This window comes from Nocardioides salsibiostraticola (assembly GCF_054783655.1).
Genome location: NZ_BAAGQD010000027.1, coordinates 287,325 through 305,684, shown reverse-complemented (window position 1 = coordinate 305,684; position 18,360 = coordinate 287,325). Strand labels below are relative to the sequence as shown.

The 18,360-nt window shown below is 68.0% G+C and carries 11 protein-coding genes; 4 read left to right on the top strand and 7 right to left on the bottom strand.

Going from position 1 to position 18,360, the window contains the following annotated elements; genetic code table 11:
* Positions 1-3: 3 nt before the first annotated feature.
* A complete protein-coding gene (gene mfd / locus ACYVLV_RS19160; RefSeq protein WP_460812921.1) occupies positions 4-3,567 on the bottom strand; it encodes a transcription-repair coupling factor in 3,564 nt (1,187 codons plus the stop codon).
* A gap of 107 nt (positions 3,568-3,674) precedes the next feature.
* Here mfd and ACYVLV_RS19155 point away from each other — a divergent pair, with 107 nt between their 5' ends.
* Entirely contained in the window at positions 3,675-4,622 is a 948-nt protein-coding gene (locus ACYVLV_RS19155) for a lytic transglycosylase domain-containing protein (protein ID WP_460812919.1), read from the top strand.
* On the opposite strand, the gene ACYVLV_RS19150 is transcribed toward ACYVLV_RS19155, so the two are convergent.
* From ACYVLV_RS19150 to ACYVLV_RS19135, 4 genes are all read right to left on the bottom strand, one after another.
* Entirely contained in the window at positions 4,588-6,762 is a 2,175-nt protein-coding gene (locus tag ACYVLV_RS19150; protein ID WP_460812917.1) for a molybdopterin-containing oxidoreductase family protein, read from the bottom strand. The genes ACYVLV_RS19155 and ACYVLV_RS19150 overlap by 35 nt on opposite strands.
* Before the next feature lie 81 nt (positions 6,763-6,843).
* Positions 6,844-7,491: a hypothetical protein gene (locus ACYVLV_RS19145; RefSeq protein ID WP_460812914.1), complete on the bottom strand. Its 648-nt coding sequence runs from the start codon at positions 7,489-7,491 to the stop codon at positions 6,844-6,846.
* Between the two features lie 9 nt (positions 7,492-7,500).
* Positions 7,501-8,280, bottom strand: coding sequence for a 3'(2'),5'-bisphosphate nucleotidase CysQ (locus ACYVLV_RS19140; protein WP_460812910.1), 780 nt, complete (start codon positions 8,278-8,280; stop codon positions 7,501-7,503).
* Positions 8,270-9,166: a hypothetical protein gene (locus ACYVLV_RS19135; RefSeq protein ID WP_460812906.1), complete on the bottom strand. Its 897-nt coding sequence runs from the start codon at positions 9,164-9,166 to the stop codon at positions 8,270-8,272. Before ACYVLV_RS19135 ends, ACYVLV_RS19140 begins: the two co-directional genes overlap by 11 nt.
* Before the next feature lie 106 nt (positions 9,167-9,272).
* Between ACYVLV_RS19135 and ACYVLV_RS19130 the strand changes: the two genes are divergently transcribed.
* Genes ACYVLV_RS19130 through ACYVLV_RS19120 form a run of 3 tightly spaced genes read left to right on the top strand, consistent with a single transcriptional unit; the run spans position 9,273 to position 12,512 of the window.
* Positions 9,273-10,229, top strand: a complete 957-nt coding sequence (locus ACYVLV_RS19130) for a sulfotransferase (protein WP_460812904.1) — start codon at positions 9,273-9,275, stop codon at positions 10,227-10,229.
* Positions 10,219-11,628 (top strand): O-antigen ligase family protein, encoded by a 1,410-nt coding sequence (locus ACYVLV_RS19125; protein WP_460812902.1) that lies wholly within the window; start codon positions 10,219-10,221, stop codon positions 11,626-11,628. The genes ACYVLV_RS19130 and ACYVLV_RS19125 overlap by 11 nt, the downstream gene beginning before the upstream one ends.
* Complete coding sequence (locus tag ACYVLV_RS19120; protein ID WP_460812900.1) at positions 11,625-12,512, top strand: sulfotransferase family protein; 888 nt, start codon at positions 11,625-11,627, stop codon at positions 12,510-12,512. The genes ACYVLV_RS19125 and ACYVLV_RS19120 overlap by 4 nt, the downstream gene beginning before the upstream one ends.
* A gap of 18 nt (positions 12,513-12,530) precedes the next feature.
* Here ACYVLV_RS19120 and ACYVLV_RS19115 read toward each other — a convergent pair whose 3' ends face one another.
* Positions 12,531-14,753, bottom strand: a complete 2,223-nt coding sequence (locus ACYVLV_RS19115) for a flippase (protein ID WP_460812898.1) — start codon at positions 14,751-14,753, stop codon at positions 12,531-12,533.
* 44 nt (positions 14,754-14,797) lie between these two features.
* Positions 14,798-18,325 (bottom strand): PA14 domain-containing protein, encoded by a 3,528-nt coding sequence (locus ACYVLV_RS19110; protein WP_460812895.1) that lies wholly within the window; start codon positions 18,323-18,325, stop codon positions 14,798-14,800.
* Positions 18,326-18,360: the final 35 nt, after the last annotated feature.

Sequence of the window (18,360 nt, the reverse complement as noted above, 5' to 3'; positions counted from 1 at the left end):
GATCTAATTGCTGGGCGGATCGATGATGCTGTCGATCACACCGCGGGCCCATTCAAGCAGGGCGATCCCCTGCAGTGGGGTACCGGTCTTGCCGGGGGTGCCGGGGCGGGGCACCAGGATGGTCTCCGCCTGGGCCTTGACGATCGACTTCGGGTAGAGCCGCTGCAGCCGGATGGTGCGCGACTCGGGCAACGAGACCGGAGCGAAGCGGACGTTCCTCCCAGCGATCGTCACCTCCCCGATCCCGGCGGCCCGAGCGCGGGCGCGGAATCGGGCCACGAGCATCAGGGAGAACACCTCGACCGGTGGTTCGCCGTACCGGTCGGCGAGTTCCTCGGCGATCGCGTCGACGTCGGCATCGGCACGGACCTCCGCGAAGCGTTTGTACATCTCCAGACGCAGGCGCTCGCTGCCGATGTAGTCGTGCGGCAGGTGGGCGTCGATGGGCAACTCGATGCGGACCTCGTTGAGTTCCACCTCGTCGGGGCCGCCCTTGAACTCCGCCACAGCCTCCCCGACCAGTCGGACGTAGAGGTCGAAGCCGACGTCGGCGATGTGACCCGATTGTTCGCCGCCCAGCAGGTTTCCGGCCCCGCGGATCTCCAAGTCCTTCATCGCGATGGCCATGCCGCCACCGAGGTCGGAGTGCTGGGCCAGGGTGGCGAGCCGCTCGTGAGCGGTCTCGGTCAGCGGCTTCTCCGCGGGGTAGAGGAAGTAGGCGTAGGCCCGTTCTCGGCTACGCCCCACCCGTCCTCTTAACTGGTGCAGCTGGGACAGACCCATGGAGTCGGCCCGCTCGATGAGCATGGTGTTGGCGTTGGACACGTCGAGTCCGGACTCGACGATCGTGGTGCACACCAGGACGTCGAAACGGCGCTCCCAGAAGTCGAGCATCACCTGCTCGAGCCGCTGCTCCCCCATCTGACCGTGGGCGGTGGCGACCCGCGCCTCGGGCACGAGCTCACGGATCCGGGCGGCCGCCTTCTCGATCGACTGCACGCGGTTGTGGATGTAGAAGACCTGTCCCTCACGAAGCAGCTCGCGGCGTACGGCGGCGGTGACCTGACGGTCTTCGTAGGCCCCGACGTAGGTCAGGACCGGGTGCCGCTCCTCGGGTGGGGTGGTGATGGTCGACATCTCCCGGATGCCGGTGATGGCCATCTCCAGGGTCCGCGGGATCGGGGTCGCACTCATCGACAGGACGTCGACCGAGGTCCGCATCCGCTTCATCTGTTCCTTGTGCTCGACCCCGAAGCGTTGTTCCTCATCGACGATGATCAGCCCGAGGTCCTTCATCTTGATGTCGGGGTTGAGCAGTCGGTGGGTGCCCACGACGATGTCGATGGTGCCCTCGGCGAGCTGGGCGAGGACCTCGCGCGCCTCGGCGGCGGTCTGGAAGCGGCTCAGCCCCTTCACCACCACGGGGAACCCGGACATCCGCTCGCTGAACGTGCTCAGGTGCTGGGTCACCAACAGCGTCGTCGGGACGAGTACGGCGACCTGCTTGCCGTCCTGGACGGCCTTGAAGGCGGCGCGTACGGCGATCTCGGTCTTGCCGTAACCCACGTCTCCGCAGACCAGGCGGTCCATCGGCACGACCTGGCGCATGTCGGCCTTGACCTCGTCGACGGTGCTCAGTTGGTCGGGGGTCTCGGTGAACGGGAAGGCGTCCTCGAGCTCGCGCTGCCAGGGGGTGTCCGGACCAAAGGCATGACCCTTGGTGGCTTGACGGGCGGCGTACAGCTTGATGAGCTCGGCTGCGATCTCGCGGACCGCCTTCTTCGCGCGGCTCTTGCGCTTGGTCCAGTCGCCGCCGCCCAGCTTGTCGAGGCTCGGCTGCTCACCGCCGACGTACCGGCTGACCTGGTCCAGGGCGTCGGCGGGCACGTAGAGCCGGTCCGGTGGAGCGCCGCGCTTCGTGGAGCCGTACTCCAGCACCAGGTATTCACGCGTCGCGCCCTGGACGGCCCGCTGCTTCATCTCCACGAAGCGGCCCACCCCGTGCTGTTCGTGGACCACGAAGTCGCCCGCGGCGAGTTCCAGTGGGTCGATCTGCCGTTTGCGTCGTGCGGGCATGGAGCGCATGTCGCGAGTCGAGGACTTCTGCCCGGAGATGTCCTCGCCGGTGAGCAGGGCCACCCGGAGGGTCTCGTCGACGAAACCGTGGGCCAACGGTCCACAGGTGACGCTGACCACCGCCGCGTCGAGATCGTCGAGGGTCTCGACCATCCGCGCCGGCACGTCGCGCTCGCCGAGAGCCTCGACGGTGCGCTGGGCGGGGCCGTGACCGGGGTGCATGACCACGACCCGGTAGCCCTCGTCGCGCCACCGGGCCACATCGCCCAACGCGTGCTCGACGTCGCCGCGATAGGTCTCGGCGGGCTTCATCAGCACCGATCGGGTCGGCACGCCTGCGTCGGAGCCGTAGATGTCGGCGGAGGCACCGTCCTGCCCCGGCCCCTGCTCGGCGATTCCGAACGGGCTGACCGACCACCAGGCCTTGCCCTGACCCAGCGTGCGCTCACGGACGTCACCCAGGGAGTGGTAGGACGCGGAGGTGATGTCGAGCGGCGCGGTCCCGCCGCTGGCGGCCGCTGCCCAGCTCGCGCCGAGGAACTCCTCGCTGGTGGCGACCAGGTCGTGGGCGCGTCGACGGGCCCGTTCGGGATCGAGGACCAGCACGTGGGTGTCGGTCGGCAGCAGGTCGACCAGCATCTCCATCTCGTCGACCAGCACCGGCGCCAGCGACTCCATGCCCTCGGTAGCGATTCCGGCCGCGATCTTGTCAGTGAGTTCGAGCAGCTGAGGGTGCTGTTGCCCCAGAAGGCGAGCCCGTTCCCGGACCTCCTCGGTGAGGAGCAGCTCCCGGCACGGCGGTGCCCAGAGGTGGTCGACCTCCTCGTGGGTGCGCTGGTCGGCGACGGAGAAGTTACGGATCTCCTCGACCTCGTCGCCGAAGAATTCGACCCTCAGGGGGTGCTCCTCGGTGGGTGGGAAGACATCGACGATGCCGCCGCGGACGGCGAACTCACCGCGCTTCTCGACCAGATCCACTCGGGTGTAGGCGGCGTCGGCCAGGCGGCGTACGACGGCATCGAGTTCTGCGCTGTCGCCCTTGGCCAGCTCGACCGGGGCCAGGTCGCCGAGACCCTTGACCTGTGGTTGCAACATCGAGCGGACCGGGGCGACGACCACGCGCAGGGGCCCGTTGTCGGTTCCGGTTCCCGGGTGGGCCAGGCGCCGCAGCACCGCGAGACGGCGACCGACGGTGTCGCTGCGGGGGCTGAGTCGCTCGTGGGGCAGGGTCTCCCAGCTGGGGTAGTAGGCGATGGTGGACGGGTCGACCAGCGCACCGAGTCCCTCGACGAGGTCCTCGGCCTCCCTGGACGTCGCGGTGACGGCCAGGACCGTGCGGCCGGCGCGCAGCAGACCCTCGACGACGAAGGGGCGCACCGCTTCGGGTCCGGTCAGGTCGAGGCTGGCCAGAGTGCCCGCCCGGGCGTCGTCGATCGCCGCAGCCAGCGTGGGGTCGGCGAGAACGGCATCGGCAAGACCGGCGAGGGTCACGGGATCTCCAGGGGTAGGAGCAACACAACGAGCCCCCATCCGAGACGCAAAGGGGGCGGAACCGCAGTCTACGGAACCCTCACCGGGCGCCACCTACCGTGGGGGCCATGCGACGCGTCCGACCGACCCGGCTTCTCGCGGGCCCCTGCCTGTTGCTTCTGGTGGCCACCGGGTGTTCCAGCGAGGATGAGCGGCCCGACATCGATCCCGCTCCCCAGGTGTCCGTCTCCCCGCCGCTCGACGACGGTCGGGCCTCCGCCGGACAGCTCCTTCAGGCGGCCCCGGTGCGAGCGACCTCGGCCCGCGAGGTGATCAAGCAGATCAAGGCCGCGGAGAGCGCCATCGACGACCCGGCGACCTCTGCCGAGGTGCTGGCTCGGGCCGGGCATCTCCAGCAGCTCGCCTACCGGGTGCTGGGCAACCGCCCCGAGTGGGACGCGAAGGTGCTGAAGGCCATGCCCGCCAGGTGGAAGCCGGTGGTGCGCGGGAATGTCGCTTCCCGTCGCGAGTTCCGGTCGATGTTCACCTCGTTCAGCGACACCCTGCCGGCCTGGCGGATCGTCGAGCCCGAACCGGCGGCCGCTCTCGAGCGCTACTACCGCGCGGCCGAACGACGCTTCGACGTCGATTGGGAGTACCTCGCCGCCATCAACCTCGTCGAGACCGGGATGGGTCGCATCCAGGGACTCTCCGTGGCCGGCGCGCAGGGTCCGATGCAGTTCATCCCCACCACCTGGGCGGCGTACGGCAAAGGTGACATCAACGACCCGCGCGACGCCATCATGGGAGCCGGTCGCTACCTGGCGGCCAACGACTTCGCCGAGCCCGGAGGGAAACCCGGGGCGCTGTTCCGCTACAACAACTCCTCGGCCTACGTGCGCGGGGTCACCGCCATCGCCGAGCAGATCAAGCTCCGACCTCGGGCCTACCTCGGCTACCACGCGTGGCGGATCTACTACCTCTCCTCACGCGGCGACGTGTTGCTCCCCGAGGGGTTCGAGTCACGCGAGCGCATCAGCGTCAAGCGCTACCTCGCCCAGAATCCGCAGCAGTAGGCGCCAGCGCTTCGAAACGCACCGGAAGAGCGCTCAGGATCGGCATCCGACTGACTCGGTCGACGCTGGTCTCGGTGCTCACGAGGCGGGACACGGTGGCGAAGTCGCTGCCTGACTCCCCCGAGACCTGACTCCCGAAGCCGTGCGAGACCGAGACGACGCCGGGTCGCAGGGTCACGTCCTTCGCCACCTGCACCTCGATGGCGCCGTGAGCGGAGACCAGCCGCACCACGTCTCCGTCCTGCACCCCCAACGCGGCGAGGTCGTCGGGATGGAGGTGGGCCGGGTTGGCCGTCGCCGTCCGGGGGAGCTCGTGGCACATGCTGTTGTAGACGAGCCCGTTGCGGCGGCTGGTCAGGAGATGGGTGAACTCCCCCTCTGCCCCGAGTCGCCCGTCGATGGTCGTGTCGTAGTCCAAGAACACCTGGATCTCTTCGGCCACGCCCTCGGCGTGGAGCTGGAAGCGATCGTCCATACCCTCGAACTTGGCGACGACCTCCGCATTCGCGAACTCCTCGAACACCCGCCCACCGTCGTGGCTGAGGATCTCCTCGATAGGCACCCTGGTGCTGCCCTCGGGGTAGAGGAGCGTGAAGAAGTCCCGCGGCGTGGGCAACTGCTCGAGGTCAAGCTCTCCACCCGGCAGGCTGATGCTCGTTCCCAACCGTCGGGCCAGTTCAGCCAGGTAGATCCACTCCTCGCGGGCGTCCCCGGGGGGTGCCACGACGGCATCAGCGAACTGGACGAACGGCGCGTTGTAGAGGAAGTCGTTGTACGCCGTGAGTTCCGCCCGCTCGAGGCCGTAACTGGCCGGCAGGAAGTAGTCGGCGAGCGCGACGGTGTCGGTCTCCCGCACGTCGATGCAGACCAGCAGGTCCAGCGACTCCAGCGCCCGGCGCGTCTTGGCCTGATCGGGCCACGACGTCATCGGGTTGCCTCCGATGACCACCAGGGCGCGGATCTGGCCCTCGCCCGGGGTCAGGATCTCGTCGGCCAGGGTGCTGGTCGGCATCTCCTGGAAGGCCTGTCGAGCGCCGTGCAGTCGTGAGCGGTGGGTGTTGGCGTCCGGATTCAGGGTATCCGGCAGGAAGTCCCGCGGGACGACGGCGGCTACCGAAGGCAGATCGGGCAGCAACATCGGCGCACTCTCGTGCACCTCACCGGCACGGTTGAACCGACCACAGATGATGTTGAGACACGCGATGAGGTGCTCGACCAGATTGCCGTGCGGGCCCATGTCGGGTCCGGTCCCACTGCTGGCGGTCCCCCGCGTTCCGGCAGCGAAGATCGATGCAGCCTCCTCGATGTCGGCAGCCGCCAGCCCGGTGCGCTCGGCCACGAAGTCGAGGGTGAACGGCTTCAACGCCGCCCTCAACTCAACCAGACCGTCCACGAACTCCTCGCAGAACGACGCATCGAACTGTTCCCGTTCGATGATCAGGTTGATCATCCCCGCCAGCAACGCCGCGTCCTCGCCCGGACGGATCTGCAGATGCAGATCGGCCAGGTTCGCCGTCTGGGTGCGCCGCGGATCGACCACGATCAACTTCAACCCCCGATCCTTCGCCTCCCGAATGGCACGGGGACGCCACCCCGGCGCAGCGCCTGGGACGTTGAGACCCGAGACAACGACGTTGTTGCCGATCATCATCGCCACGTCCGAGGACTCGAAGTCATGGGTGCCTCCGGCCCACACCCCGATCCGTCCGGTGGCGATGACCTTCGAAATCTGGTCCAAGGTCAGAGATGAGTAGAACTGGTGGGAGTCGAGGCCCTTCAACCAAGCGTGCGCGGCGGGCAGCAGCGTGGTCTTGAAGGTCGCCCCGTTGCCGGCGTACACCGCGATCGACTCCGATCCGTGCTCGGCCCGGATCGCTTCGATCCGGGCAGCGATCTCGTCGAGTGCCGTGTCCGGTGTCGTGGCCGACAGGTTCCCTTCAACCCGCTTCTGGGCCGTGAACCGTCGGCTCTCCGCGGTGAGCAGCTGATGGAACTGGCGGCCCTTGGTGCAACTGAAACCCTGGCTCATCGGATGATCGGGATCAGGCAGGAACTCCACGATCCGGTCCCCCTCCACCCGGCCCTCGAAGCCGCAGAAGGCGGTGCAGATCGAGCAGAAGGTCTTCGTGGTGCGGGTCATCGCCGGCTCCTTGGTCACGCGGAGGAACCCGCGCATCGGGTCACCGGACGCTAACAGGAGCTCCCCCGGAAGCGGGGCGACTCAGAAGAAGTAACCCAACTCGGCCACGAGGGGCGCGAAGGCCTCACCGACGATGGCCGCGGTCTCGGCGTCGTACATCTCACGGGCGGTGGACCCGGCGGGTCGGCTGTGGGCCTTGGTCACCGGCAGATCTGGCTGCCCAGGAAGCCCCAGGCTCCCCCACACGGCGGTCAGGTCCTCGGCCAGAGACTCGTATCGCATCAGGTGCTCGACGATCACCTCGCCGCGCAATCGGTAGATCTTGGCGTTGGCCTCGGCGAGGGAGCGCACCCGCGGGGAACGGACGAACGCATCGAAGGTCGGCGGCTCGGGCTCGTCGCGGGTGGCCCAGAAATAGAGCGACACGATGGCGTCCCAGGGGCTGCGCTCGATGGAGATCTTGGTGTAGTCCCGCCACACCTGCTGCCCCACGATGGTCCGCACCTGGGCCGCCGGCGCGTGGGCGAAGGCCTTCTTCGCCAGCGGCGGGGACTCGAAGTTCATCGGACCCCGGCCGCCGCGTTCCCTGCGGATGACCTCGTCGGTCTCGCTCAACGGGGAAACGATGTCCTGCGGACCGCACACGGTCGACAGGGCGATCTCCACGCTCGTGCCGGCCGTCTTCCGGGTCTTGAGGAAGATGAACCTATGTTCATGAGAGACGATCACGACGCAGGATCAGGAGATGTCGTGAGCGCGCACGTAGGACAGGATCTGGTCGGCCAGTTCGGGTCGGCACACGATCAGGTCGGGCAGGTAGACGTCGTCCTGGTTGTAGACCAAGGGGCTGCCGTCGATCCGGCTGGTGAATAGGCCCGCGGCACGGGCGACCGCGACGGGTGCGGCCGAGTCCCATTCGTACTGGCCCCCGGCGTGGACGTAGGCGTCGGTCACATCGCGAGCCACCGAGATCACCTTCACCCCCGCCGAACCCATGGCGACCAGCTCGGCGTCTAGCTCCTCGGCCAGACCGTGGACGAACTCCGGTGGACGGCTGCGCGACACCGCGATGCGGGGACGCGTGGAGGACCGAGGGGGTACGACGGGAGGCTGGCCGGTCCAGAACGTCTCACCCAGAGCGGGCTGGGCCACCGCGCCGGCGGTCAGTTCGCCGCGCTCCCACAGGGCCACGTGCACGGCCCAGTCCTCACGGGGTGGCTCGGAGAACTCGCGGGTCCCGTCGACGGGGTCGATGATCCAGACCCGATCGTTGGTCAACCGGGCCTTGTCGTCCTTGCCCTCCTCGCTGAGGACGGCGTCGTCGGGACGGTGCTGCGCGAGCAGTTCCATCAGCAGGACGTGGGCGGCGCGATCTCCGGCATCCTTGAGTTCGCGTCCCTCCAGCCCCTCGCCGCGGACCTCGAGCAGCCGGTCGCCGGCCCGGTCGGCCAGCCAGGCGGCCATGGCGTGGTCATCGGTGGTCGGCGGCACCGGCACCGACCCCTGCTCAGCGCTCACGACGACGCGCCAATGAGGCCAGGAGGATGAATCCGGCGGCGATCAGGGCGGCGGCCAGGCCGGCGGCCAGACCCCGGCGCAGCGGCAGGGCGTTGGTCAGCCCCGCCTGCGTGTCGCCTTCGAAGTTCAGCTCGAGGGCGGAGGGCCCACCCCAGATGTTGTTCTTCGAGGAGGCGCTGATCGCGTTCAGGTCGGAGTTGGCCTGGTCGACCTTGCGCGAGACCTTGTCGAAGTTCCGCGCCTTCTTGATGGCCCGGGGCAGTTGCTTGAGCAGCGCCGCGCGCAGGACCTTGTTCTTGTCGTTCTCCGCGACCAGCAGACGGTCCTGGAGGCGCTTCAACGTGTCCCGGGGGGTGAGCCCACCGTTCTTCTCGATGGCGTCGTAGTAGGCGTCGATCGCCTTGGACTGTCCGTCCAGGGCCAGCGAGAGAGCCGGGGGCGGGCTCGGTGGGGTCAGGTAGCCCTTGCCGCTGGTCAGCAGTTGCTGGATCAGGGACTCCCGGAAGTCGGCGCCCTTGTCGCTGGTCACGGTGATCCGTGCCAGGGAACTGGACTGGACCTGCTCGACGCTGGCGCTCTCGCGCAGTTCCTGCACCGTCATGTCGTTGGCGTCCGCCACGGGCTCGAGCACCGGGGACAGGTTCATCACCGCAGCCAGGTCCTTGACCAGATCGATCCGCTCGTTGGGCAACTGGGAGGCCGCGCGGGTGTTCACGATGGCCGTGCTGGTGCTGCTGGTCACCGCGCGGGTCGAGGCGCCGACACCGACCGCCACCAAGGCTCCGATCAACAACGGCACCCACCACAGGCGTACCAACGACGACGCGGCTCCAGCCGTGCGCTGTCGTACATCAACCGGATCGAGTCCAGTCGTCGGATCACTCATGTGCGGTTTGTCCCGTCCGTCGATGCCGAGAGACTCATGCTTCGCTCGGGCCAATGCCGTAGAATAGCAACCCTGTATGGCCAATTGTGGGGAAGGCAGGACGGTTGTGACGCAGCACCGGCGTAACAACGCGTCCGGAACCACCCGCCCCACCCGTGTCATCTACATCTCCGGCACCGGCCGCAGCGGCTCCACACTGGTCGGGAACGCCGTCGGCTCACTGCCCGGCGCCCTGTCGGTCGGCGAGGTCAAACTCGGTTTCCGGCGTGGTCTGGTCGACGGTGGCTTCTGCGGATGCCGTGAACTGGTCCGGGAGTGCCCGGTCTGGGTTCCCGCACTCGAGGCGACCTTCGGCTCGGTTCCCGATCCGGCCCGGGCGGCCCTGCTCGATGAGCGTTTGGCGGCCGCCGTACGCACGCGCACCACGCCTTGGTGGCTCGCCCGGCGCACCTCCTCCGAGGTCGAGGAACTGACCGACACCCTGGGAAGCCTCCTGGTGAACCTCGCCGTCCACAGCGGGTCGGAGACGGTGGTCGACTCCTCGAAGTTGCCGGCCTACGGCGCCCTGATCGACCGCAGTCCCGATCTGGATGTCTACGTCGTCCACGTCGTCCGCGACCCCCGGGCCGTCGCCTGGTCCTGGCAGCGTCACGCCGCGTCCAGCCAGGTCAGCGGTTATGAGGAGGAGCTCGAGCGGTTCGGTCCGAGCAAGTCCAGCCTGATGTGGCTGGAGTCCTCCTCCAGCACCGCCGCCCTGACCCGCAGGTCCGGTCGTCCGGCCCACGTCGTGCGCTACGAGGACTTCGTCCAGCGCCCCCGCGACGTCCTGTCCGGGATCGCGGCCTTCGCCGGTCTCCCAGGTCACATCGATCTGTCCAAGCTCGTCGACGACGAGGGCCTGCACCTTCGGCCCTCCCACGCGGTGGCCGGCAATCCCAACCGGGTGCGTTCGGGTCCGGTCACCCTGCGCCTGGACGACGAGTGGGAACACGCACTTCCCCGCAACCAACGGCGCCTGGTCTCGGCGATCACCGCCCCCAGGAGACGCAGCCATGGCTACTGACATCCCCACCTCCCCCTCCACCCGGAAGCCCTCCGAGCCGCTGTCGGTCACCACCGTGCTCCTCGGCTCGGCCATCCTCGGGTTGATCGTCGGAGTCGCCAGCGTCACCGACCAGCTGAGCCTGGTGCTGGCTGTGTTGGTGGTCGGTGGTTGTGCCACCGCTGCCCTGATGCGCGGCATCGAGCCGATCCTCGTGTTCTTCTGCACCGCCGTGGTGGTGCGCCCTCTGGTCGACATCACCGCCACCCAGCGCGGGTCGGCGATCTCGATCACCGAGGCGTTCGGTGGCGCTGTGCTGGTGGCGATGGTCTTCTGGCTCCTGGTGCACCGGCATGAACTCGCTCCCCGCCTGGTGCGACCGATTCCTCTCGCGCTGATCTCGATGGTGGCGGTCAGCCTGCTGGCCACCCTGGGCAGCACCGACCTGAACCAGGGCTTTGCCGCCACCAGTCGCGTGGCCGCCGGTCTGGCGCTCTTCTTGGTGACCGATCTCCTGCTGCACCTCAAACGGATCACGTTGCGCCAGTTGATGCTGTTGATCCTGGCCACGAGCGTCATCCCGTTGGTCTACCCGATCCTCGGTGTTGCCGGCGTCGAGGTCTTCCACCAGAAGGACGGCGTCACCGCCCTGAAGTCGGTGTTCTTCCTGTCCAACAACTTCGCCTACTTCCTGATGCCGATGTTGGTGCTGGGCGTCGCCTGGGTTCTGCGCAGCACCGGCTGGCAGCGCATCGTGGGCCTGGGGTACGTCGGGGTCGTAGGCATGGAGTTGCTGCTCGCCGAGACGCGTGGTGCCTGGTTGGGCACAGCCGTGGCGGTCCTCATCGTCACCTGGATCCTGGACCGGCGCGTGGCGATCCTGTCCATGGTGGGGGTCGTCCTCATGGTCGTCTTCGTGCCATCGGTCAACGCCCGCCTGACCTCCCTGGCCGACAACCCCTACGAACCCCGATCCGAGAGTTCACTGGACTGGCGGTTCGGCCAGTGGGACCGGTTGCTGCCCGAGGTGTTGCACTCACCCGTCCTGGGTGGGGGCCCGGGCGAGGCCGTGCGGCTGACCACCAAGGAGGCCCACAACGACTATCTCCGTGCCGCGGTGGAGACCGGTCTGATCGGCTTCGCGGCCTACCTGTTCTTCCTCGGCGCCGCCATCTACACGGCGTGGCGCGCGGTGCAACGGGTCAGATCGCTCCCGCCCCGAGCCGGTCAGAGCCAACGCTCCTACCACCTGTTGATCGCCGTGTTCACCGCTCTGGCCGCCCACATGATCGCGGTGGCCATCGGGTCGGCGGGTGAGAATCTGATCGACAACGTGACCTTCCTGTGGAGCACTCTGCCGTTGTTGGCCATCGTCCAGTGGTCGTTGACCGCGGACCCCGAAGAGATCCAGTTCTCGTGAGGGCGGCGACCAGCCGCTCCCCCCGCGCGACCTCACTGCTCCCCCCGGTCTCCCGACGCGCCGGCCATGCGCTGCGTCGCCGCGTCAACGCCCTGCGGCCCGGCGAACGCGAGCAGCCGACGTACTTCATCGTCGGTGCCAAGCGAGCCGGGACGACGTCGCTGGACGAGTACGTCGTGGACCACCCCTTCGTCCTGCGCGGCATGGTCGAGAAGGGGTGCCGCTACTACGACGTCAACTACGAGCGCGGACCCCGGTGGTATCGCGGCCATCTTCCCTTGCGCAGCGATATCGACCGCCTCGAGCGTCGGCTCGGCGGCCGCCCCATCTTCGGGGAGTCCAGCCCCTACTACTGCTACCACCCGCAGGCCCCGGCCCGGATCGCGGCCGACGTCCCGAACGCGAGGCTGCTGTTCGCGCTGCGAGACCCGGTCGAACGCGCCTGGTCGCACGTGCGGTACGAGATCGCCCGCGGTTTCGAGACCCTGTCGCCGGTGGCGGCTCTGGACGCCGAGGTGGGCCGGTTGGCCCAGGTCGACGACGAGGCCCGGTGGTATGCCCACCGCCACTACAGCTACGTCGGGCGCAGCCGCTACCACGATCAGGTGACGCGTCTGCTCGAGCACTTCCCGGTCGAGCAGCTCCTGGTCGTCCAGAGCGAACGCATCTTCAGTGAGCCGCAGTCCGTGATGGCCGACGTCTTCGACCACCTCGGCCTGCCCGCCCACGTGCAGGCCGAGTACCACGCGCACAAGGTCCTGGCCGCCGAGGAGATCCCCGCAGAGTTCCGCGAGCGGATCCTTGGCGGGGTCGCTGACGACCTCGCCCAGTTGAGGGATCGAACCGATGTGCTCCGCGCTCCCCTGGAGTGGCCCGACCTCTAGTCGCGCCGAACGAATCGGTCAGCGGCTCGATTCGGTGGTCGGAGAGCTGAGCTCGGACCACTGGGACATCGACTGCCGATCCGCGGGGTCCACGAAGGACAGCAGGTCCTCCCACGTCTCCACCTTGTCCCGGTCCGCGGGATGAACCAGCCCCAGGGCGAGGAACGACACCGCGTCCTGCGGGGCGAGCCGACCGGACTCGATCATCCGCGCAGTGTTGTTGGGCGGCAACACCCCCTCCAGCACGACGTACGCCTTGGACGGCAGAACCTCACGTCCGCCCAGCATCGACAATGACACCCGGTGCCCCCCGTCGAGGAGGACGTACCGATCCCGGCCCAGACTCCAGCCGTCCATGTCGGTCCCCGCTCGGACCCGGGTCACGGTGACAGGCCCGAAACTGTCGGGGCCCAGGGCGTCGTACCGGTCCAGGAGCTGCAGGCTGGCACTGACGATGGCCCGGAAGATGCTCCGCTGGCTACTGGCGCTGGCCCCACCGACGCCGTTGCGGTGCACGAGGATCTCCTCGAACCAATCCCCGTAGGCACCGGCGTAGGCCAGATCGAGGAAACTCTCGAAGTCCTCGATCCTCTGGTCAGGGAATTCACGGGCGAGTCGGAAGAGTTCCATGCGCGCCAGGATGTCGCTGCGGAAGGGACTGACCAGGGTGGCGATGTCCAGGTCGTCGTCGCCGGTCTGGGAGCCCCGAAGCCGCCACCTGGTCAACGCCCAGCGCAGACCCGGGACCCGCAACGTCAGGGCACGCACAGCCTGGTCGCGTTCCACCCGGGTCAGCCCGAACTTCCACACCACCGCGAGATAGACCAGGACGATCAGGAAGCCGGCCACGAACAGCTCGGCCACGGCGTTGAGCGGCAACACTTCGACCGCCGCCCTGGCCACTGCCAAAGCCGCGAGCGCGGCGGCGCAGGCGGCGAAGAACTCACGGCTGAAGGGCCAGTGAGCGGTGGCCACCTGGTGGACGGCGATGATCCGCACCGCTCCACCCAGAAGGAGGGTGACGCCCCAGGCCACGGCCGCTCCCTCGATCCCCATGATCGGCACGAGGAGGATGTTCAGACCGATGTTCAACACCAACGCCGCCACGTTGAAGGTCATGTTCAGTCGGTTGCGCCCGATCTGGTTGAGCAGCACCGACGACGGGGCCCCGATGGCCTCGGCGACGGCTCCCACGGCCAGGATCAACACCACGGTCCGCCCGTCGACGAACTCGCCGCCGAACACTCCGAGAACCGCGTCGGGGACCGCGATCACCCCGGCGAGGATGGGGAACGAGAGCCGGGAGCACCACAGCACGACCGAGAGGTAGCGGTCGCTGACCCCCTCGCGGTCGCCGAGCTCCCAGTGCGAGGCCACCCGCGCGGCCATCGATGCCGTCAGCGGTGTGATGCAGAACGTCGCGATCAGAACCACCCGTGCCGCGACCTGATAGACACCCACGTCCACCGACGACACCAACACCCCCAGGACGAGGATGTCGGCCCAGAGAAGGCCCTGGGTCGCCATCGAGGCCACCCAGCTCAGCGACGCGAACGAGGCGAGCTCACGCCACGGCAGTGTCATCGACTTGGAGGGCTGATGGGCGGTGAGGCCTTTCAGCGCTACCACTGCGAGAACGGCGGCCACGCCGCTTGCCACGGGCAGCGCGATCGACGCCGCGACAACTCCCCCGCCGGTGATCAGGAAGCCGGCGGTCAGCACGATCCGCAGGCCGGGGTCGAGGATCTGACCGATCAAGGTGTACGGACGCATGGTCAAGAAGCCCTGGGTGGCCGCGAGGGCGTTGTCCAGCAGGACGGCGAACGGCAGGCTCAGCGCGAACAGTTGCATCGGGACGGCCAGTTCGGGGTCCTTGAAGACGGACTCGGCCAGGGTTCCCGCAGCCAGGAACCAGACCGTCGCCACCAGCGTGGACAGCGCCAACGGGGTCGCCAGTCCCAGCACGATGGACCCACGAACCACTGCGGCGTCGCCTCGCGCGATGTACGCCGCCACGAAGCGCGTCATGGCCGCGCGCATACCGAGACCGCACACCAGGACCAGGATGGCCCGGAACGCGAAGGCGACGGTGTACTGGCCGACCGCCTCGCCACCCAGGAACCGTGCCAGGAGGATGACGATCAGGACATTGCTGATGTTGCTGACGACCGAACCGGCCAACGCCCAACTGCTGTCCTGGGCGAGGCTCGGCCTGATGGGCGCGCTGACGGATCGGGCCACGCGGTCGGTCTCCTAGGTCCTTGACTGCTTGGTGGCCTCGAAGGCTACCTCGCGGAGAACCGCACCTTGGCCGGGCTGCGGTCCTTGTTCCCATTGGCGTCCACGGCGCGAGCCCGCACGATGTATTGGGTCTTGCTCGATTTCTTGGGCAGGCTCATCTTGAGCACCCACCCGGTCCGGGTCGCCAGATCGTTGAACACATTGACGTCGACGAAGCGAGCCTTGCTCCCCCACTTGCCGTTGGCCCGCAGGAAGCGCTTGACGAACTTCTTCTTCACCTTGCCCTGGCGAATCACCCGCTTGACGACCTTCTGAACCACCTTGACCTCGACCCGGCGTACCGCTTGGTCGTCGGTCGCGAAGCCCTTGATCTTCACCCGTCGAGCGCGCGTGGTGCCCGAGGGTGCGGACTTCACCGCGGTCTGCGGGGCCACGTTGTCGGCGACCCGCACGGTGAAGGACACGTTCTCGGCGGCGCTTTCCTTCCCGGCGGAGTCCTTCGCGCGAACATCGAGGCCGTAGGAACCACTCGGAAGATCGATAGGAAGCGACCAGGTCGTGGCGGCCGCTCCGGGAGTCCCCAGCGTCGCGCTCAGCCCCCGGCGGGTCCTGCCCCAGGCTCCGTTGGGTTGGAGCCAGCGCCGCTTCGATTGGATCTGGTTGTAGACCGCCACCTGCACGGTGCTGACGGCCTGATCGTCGGTGGCCGTCCCGGACACCGTGACCGGCCTGCTGGTCTGCCTACTCTTCTGCGCCGGGGAGGCGACCTCCACACCGGGCTTCTCGGTGTCGGCGTTGGACACCTTGACGGTGAACGGTCGGTACGCCGAGGACGGGTCGGCGTTCCCGGTCCCGTCCACCGCGACCGCGTCGACGGCGTAGGAGCCGTCCGGCAGGGTGAGGTCGAGCGACCAGGTGGTCGACGAGGCCTCCGCGGACGCCAGCACCGCGCGACGGGTGGCGTAGTCGGGCCCGAAGGTTCCGTCAGCCTGTAGCCATCGGTTGGTCGTGTCCGCGCGGTTGAAGATTCCCACTCGGACCTTCGAAACATTGCGATCATCGGTCGCTCCCCCGAGGATCCGGACGTCGGATGAGGCAAGAGTCTGGTTCTGGCTGGGCGCGCTGACGGTGGTCTCGGCCGGGGTGGTGTCCGGACCGGTGTAGACCGGCAGCGGATCCACCAGGCGATAGTCCGTCTCGACGTAGGCGCCGTCGAGTTCTTCGTAGAACTCCACCCGGAGCGTGTGCGTTCCCGCCGCGAGTGCCTTCGAAGTGCCGGTCCGAGGACTGTCCCGCACCGCGTCGACCCAGTTGTCGATGATCCGCTCTCCGTCGACGAAGACCCGCACACCGTCGTCCGCGGTCGCGGTGAACTCGACGGACTTCGACTCGGCCAACGTGATCTGACGGGTCCACCGGACCGAGAAGTTGTCCGGTCCCACAGTTGTGCCCGACGGGCTGTTCAGCTGGTAGGCCGCACCTGCGTCGGCTTCACACCGTCGGTTGTCCGGGGCTCCTTGGAGGTCGGTGTTGGACCAGAACTCCGCGGTCCACGGGGTGCCCCCGCTGCACGACAGGACCGGAGTGGTCGGGGGAACCGCTGCGCCGGTGCCGGGCGTGGAGAACATGCCACCGACCTGAGCCCAGTTGATGCCGTTCTGGCCGCTGTCGACCAGTTGCTGGTTGTCGTACTGCACCCGACCGTTCGGGGCTGGGAAGCGGTAGAGCCGCCCGTCCGACCAGGCGGCGTAGAGGAACCCGCCGATGAAGTCCAGGGCTCGGGCGTTGCCGAAGTCGCGACCGGAGGCGACCTCCTCGCGGGAGTCGATGATTCCGCTCTCGAGGGAGTAGCCACGCGAGTAGAGCTTTCCGTCGCCGGTCTTCACCGCGTAGATGCGCCCGTTGTCGTACGTCGCCACGTCGGTCTCGGCCACGCCGTAGGGCTGACCGTAGGGAGTGAGGCCGGAGTTGAGGTCGATGTACCCGACGCTGGTCGACAGGTTGGTCTCTGCACCGATGGCGGTGTTGGAGAAGGGTCGTGAGTAGAAGGCGTTGGCGCCTCCGAAGTAGTGGACCTTGCCGTTCTGGACGAAGCCGTCCCTCAGACTGCTCCAGTTGATTCCATCGGCACCTGGACCGCTGACGGTCTGGACGGCACCGAGGTTCTGCCCGTCGAAGGGCACCCGACGCAGGTTGCCGTTGGCCAGGGTGATGTTGAGGTTCACCGGCAGTCTGACTTCGACCGGTTGCGGATTAGGCTTGCCGCCGGCCACCCCGAGCACCGCCAGGCGCTGGCGGATCTCGTTGTTGAAGAAGTCGGTGTCGCTGCCGATGAACAGGTTCGTGTCGGTGGCGTGCAGCGCTTCGGCGCCGCGTCCCCGGTCCCGGCTCGGGTTCCACGACAGCGGCACACCGCTCGCCGGGTCGAGGGCCACGATGCCGAAACGCTCCACCGCGCCCGGACCGTCGAAGTCACCGCGAGGGGCCGGGTAGGCGTTGTTGACCCAGCGCTGGTGTCCACCCACGTAGACCGCGGAGTCGGTGATCTCGCTGGCCCAGAAGGTGTCTCCACCGGTCAGGGTCCGCCACGTGGGTCGTTGACCGTCGCCGGTCGAGGTCGGCGGGAGTTCCCAGCGGGCGGCGGAGTCGCACAACGAATCGGCGTTCTGGTGCGCCCCGGTGGTGCTGACCACCAGGTAGGAGCTGTCGTCAGAGATGTCGACTCCGCGAATCCACGAGTCGTCGTAGACCGGGTTGCAGTCGGCGGCGTAGGCATCGGTGGACCAGTTCGCCACCGATGGGGTGCCCTGCAGGTTGATCAGGGCCAGTTGGTTGCGGTTGACGGCGCCGACCCTCTCGAAGTTTCCAGCGACCACGAGCCACTTGCCGTCCTCGGAGGCGTCGATCTCCTGGACGTAGGTCGCGAACTCATAGCGCGACTCGGTGATGGGGAGGTTGAAGTCCGCCTGGTTGGCACCGGTGACCGGGTCCAGGGAGGCCAGGCGGGTCTCGGATCGGTCATTTACCTGGCCGAACCGACCGGCCACGATCAACCGGTTGCCCACCAGCGCCAGGTCGTTGACGACCCCGTTGGCGGAGGCGTTGAAAGAGCTGATGATCGACCCGTCCAACGCGAGCCGCACGATGCGCTTGCGCGAGGCCCCGTTGACCTCGGTGAAGTCACCGGCAACGTAGACCGACTGACCGTCGGCGGCGAACTGCACCGACTGGACTCCGGGGCGGTCCCCCACCAATCCGGAGGTGTCGGGGTCGGGTCCCCGCAGTTGGGGGGCGAAGCTCGAGACGATCTGTCCGGTGGTGGAGTTGAACATGAACAACCACTGCTGGGTCTGGTCCGGAGCACCGGCCGCGCCGTTGCGGATGGAGGTGAACGAACCACCGACCACGACCAGCGGGCCGGAGGAGTCGATGCCATAGACCCGACCGTTGAGGATGCGGGGTTGCTTCTGGTCCGGCTTCGGGTTGACGACAACGTCCTGCCCCGCCTGCACCGGGGCCGGGGTGACAGCGAGCCCTGCCAACGCCATGAAGGCGGCGGTCAGGAGAGCCACCGGCAATCGGCGGTTGCGTGCGCGTGAACCAGTTT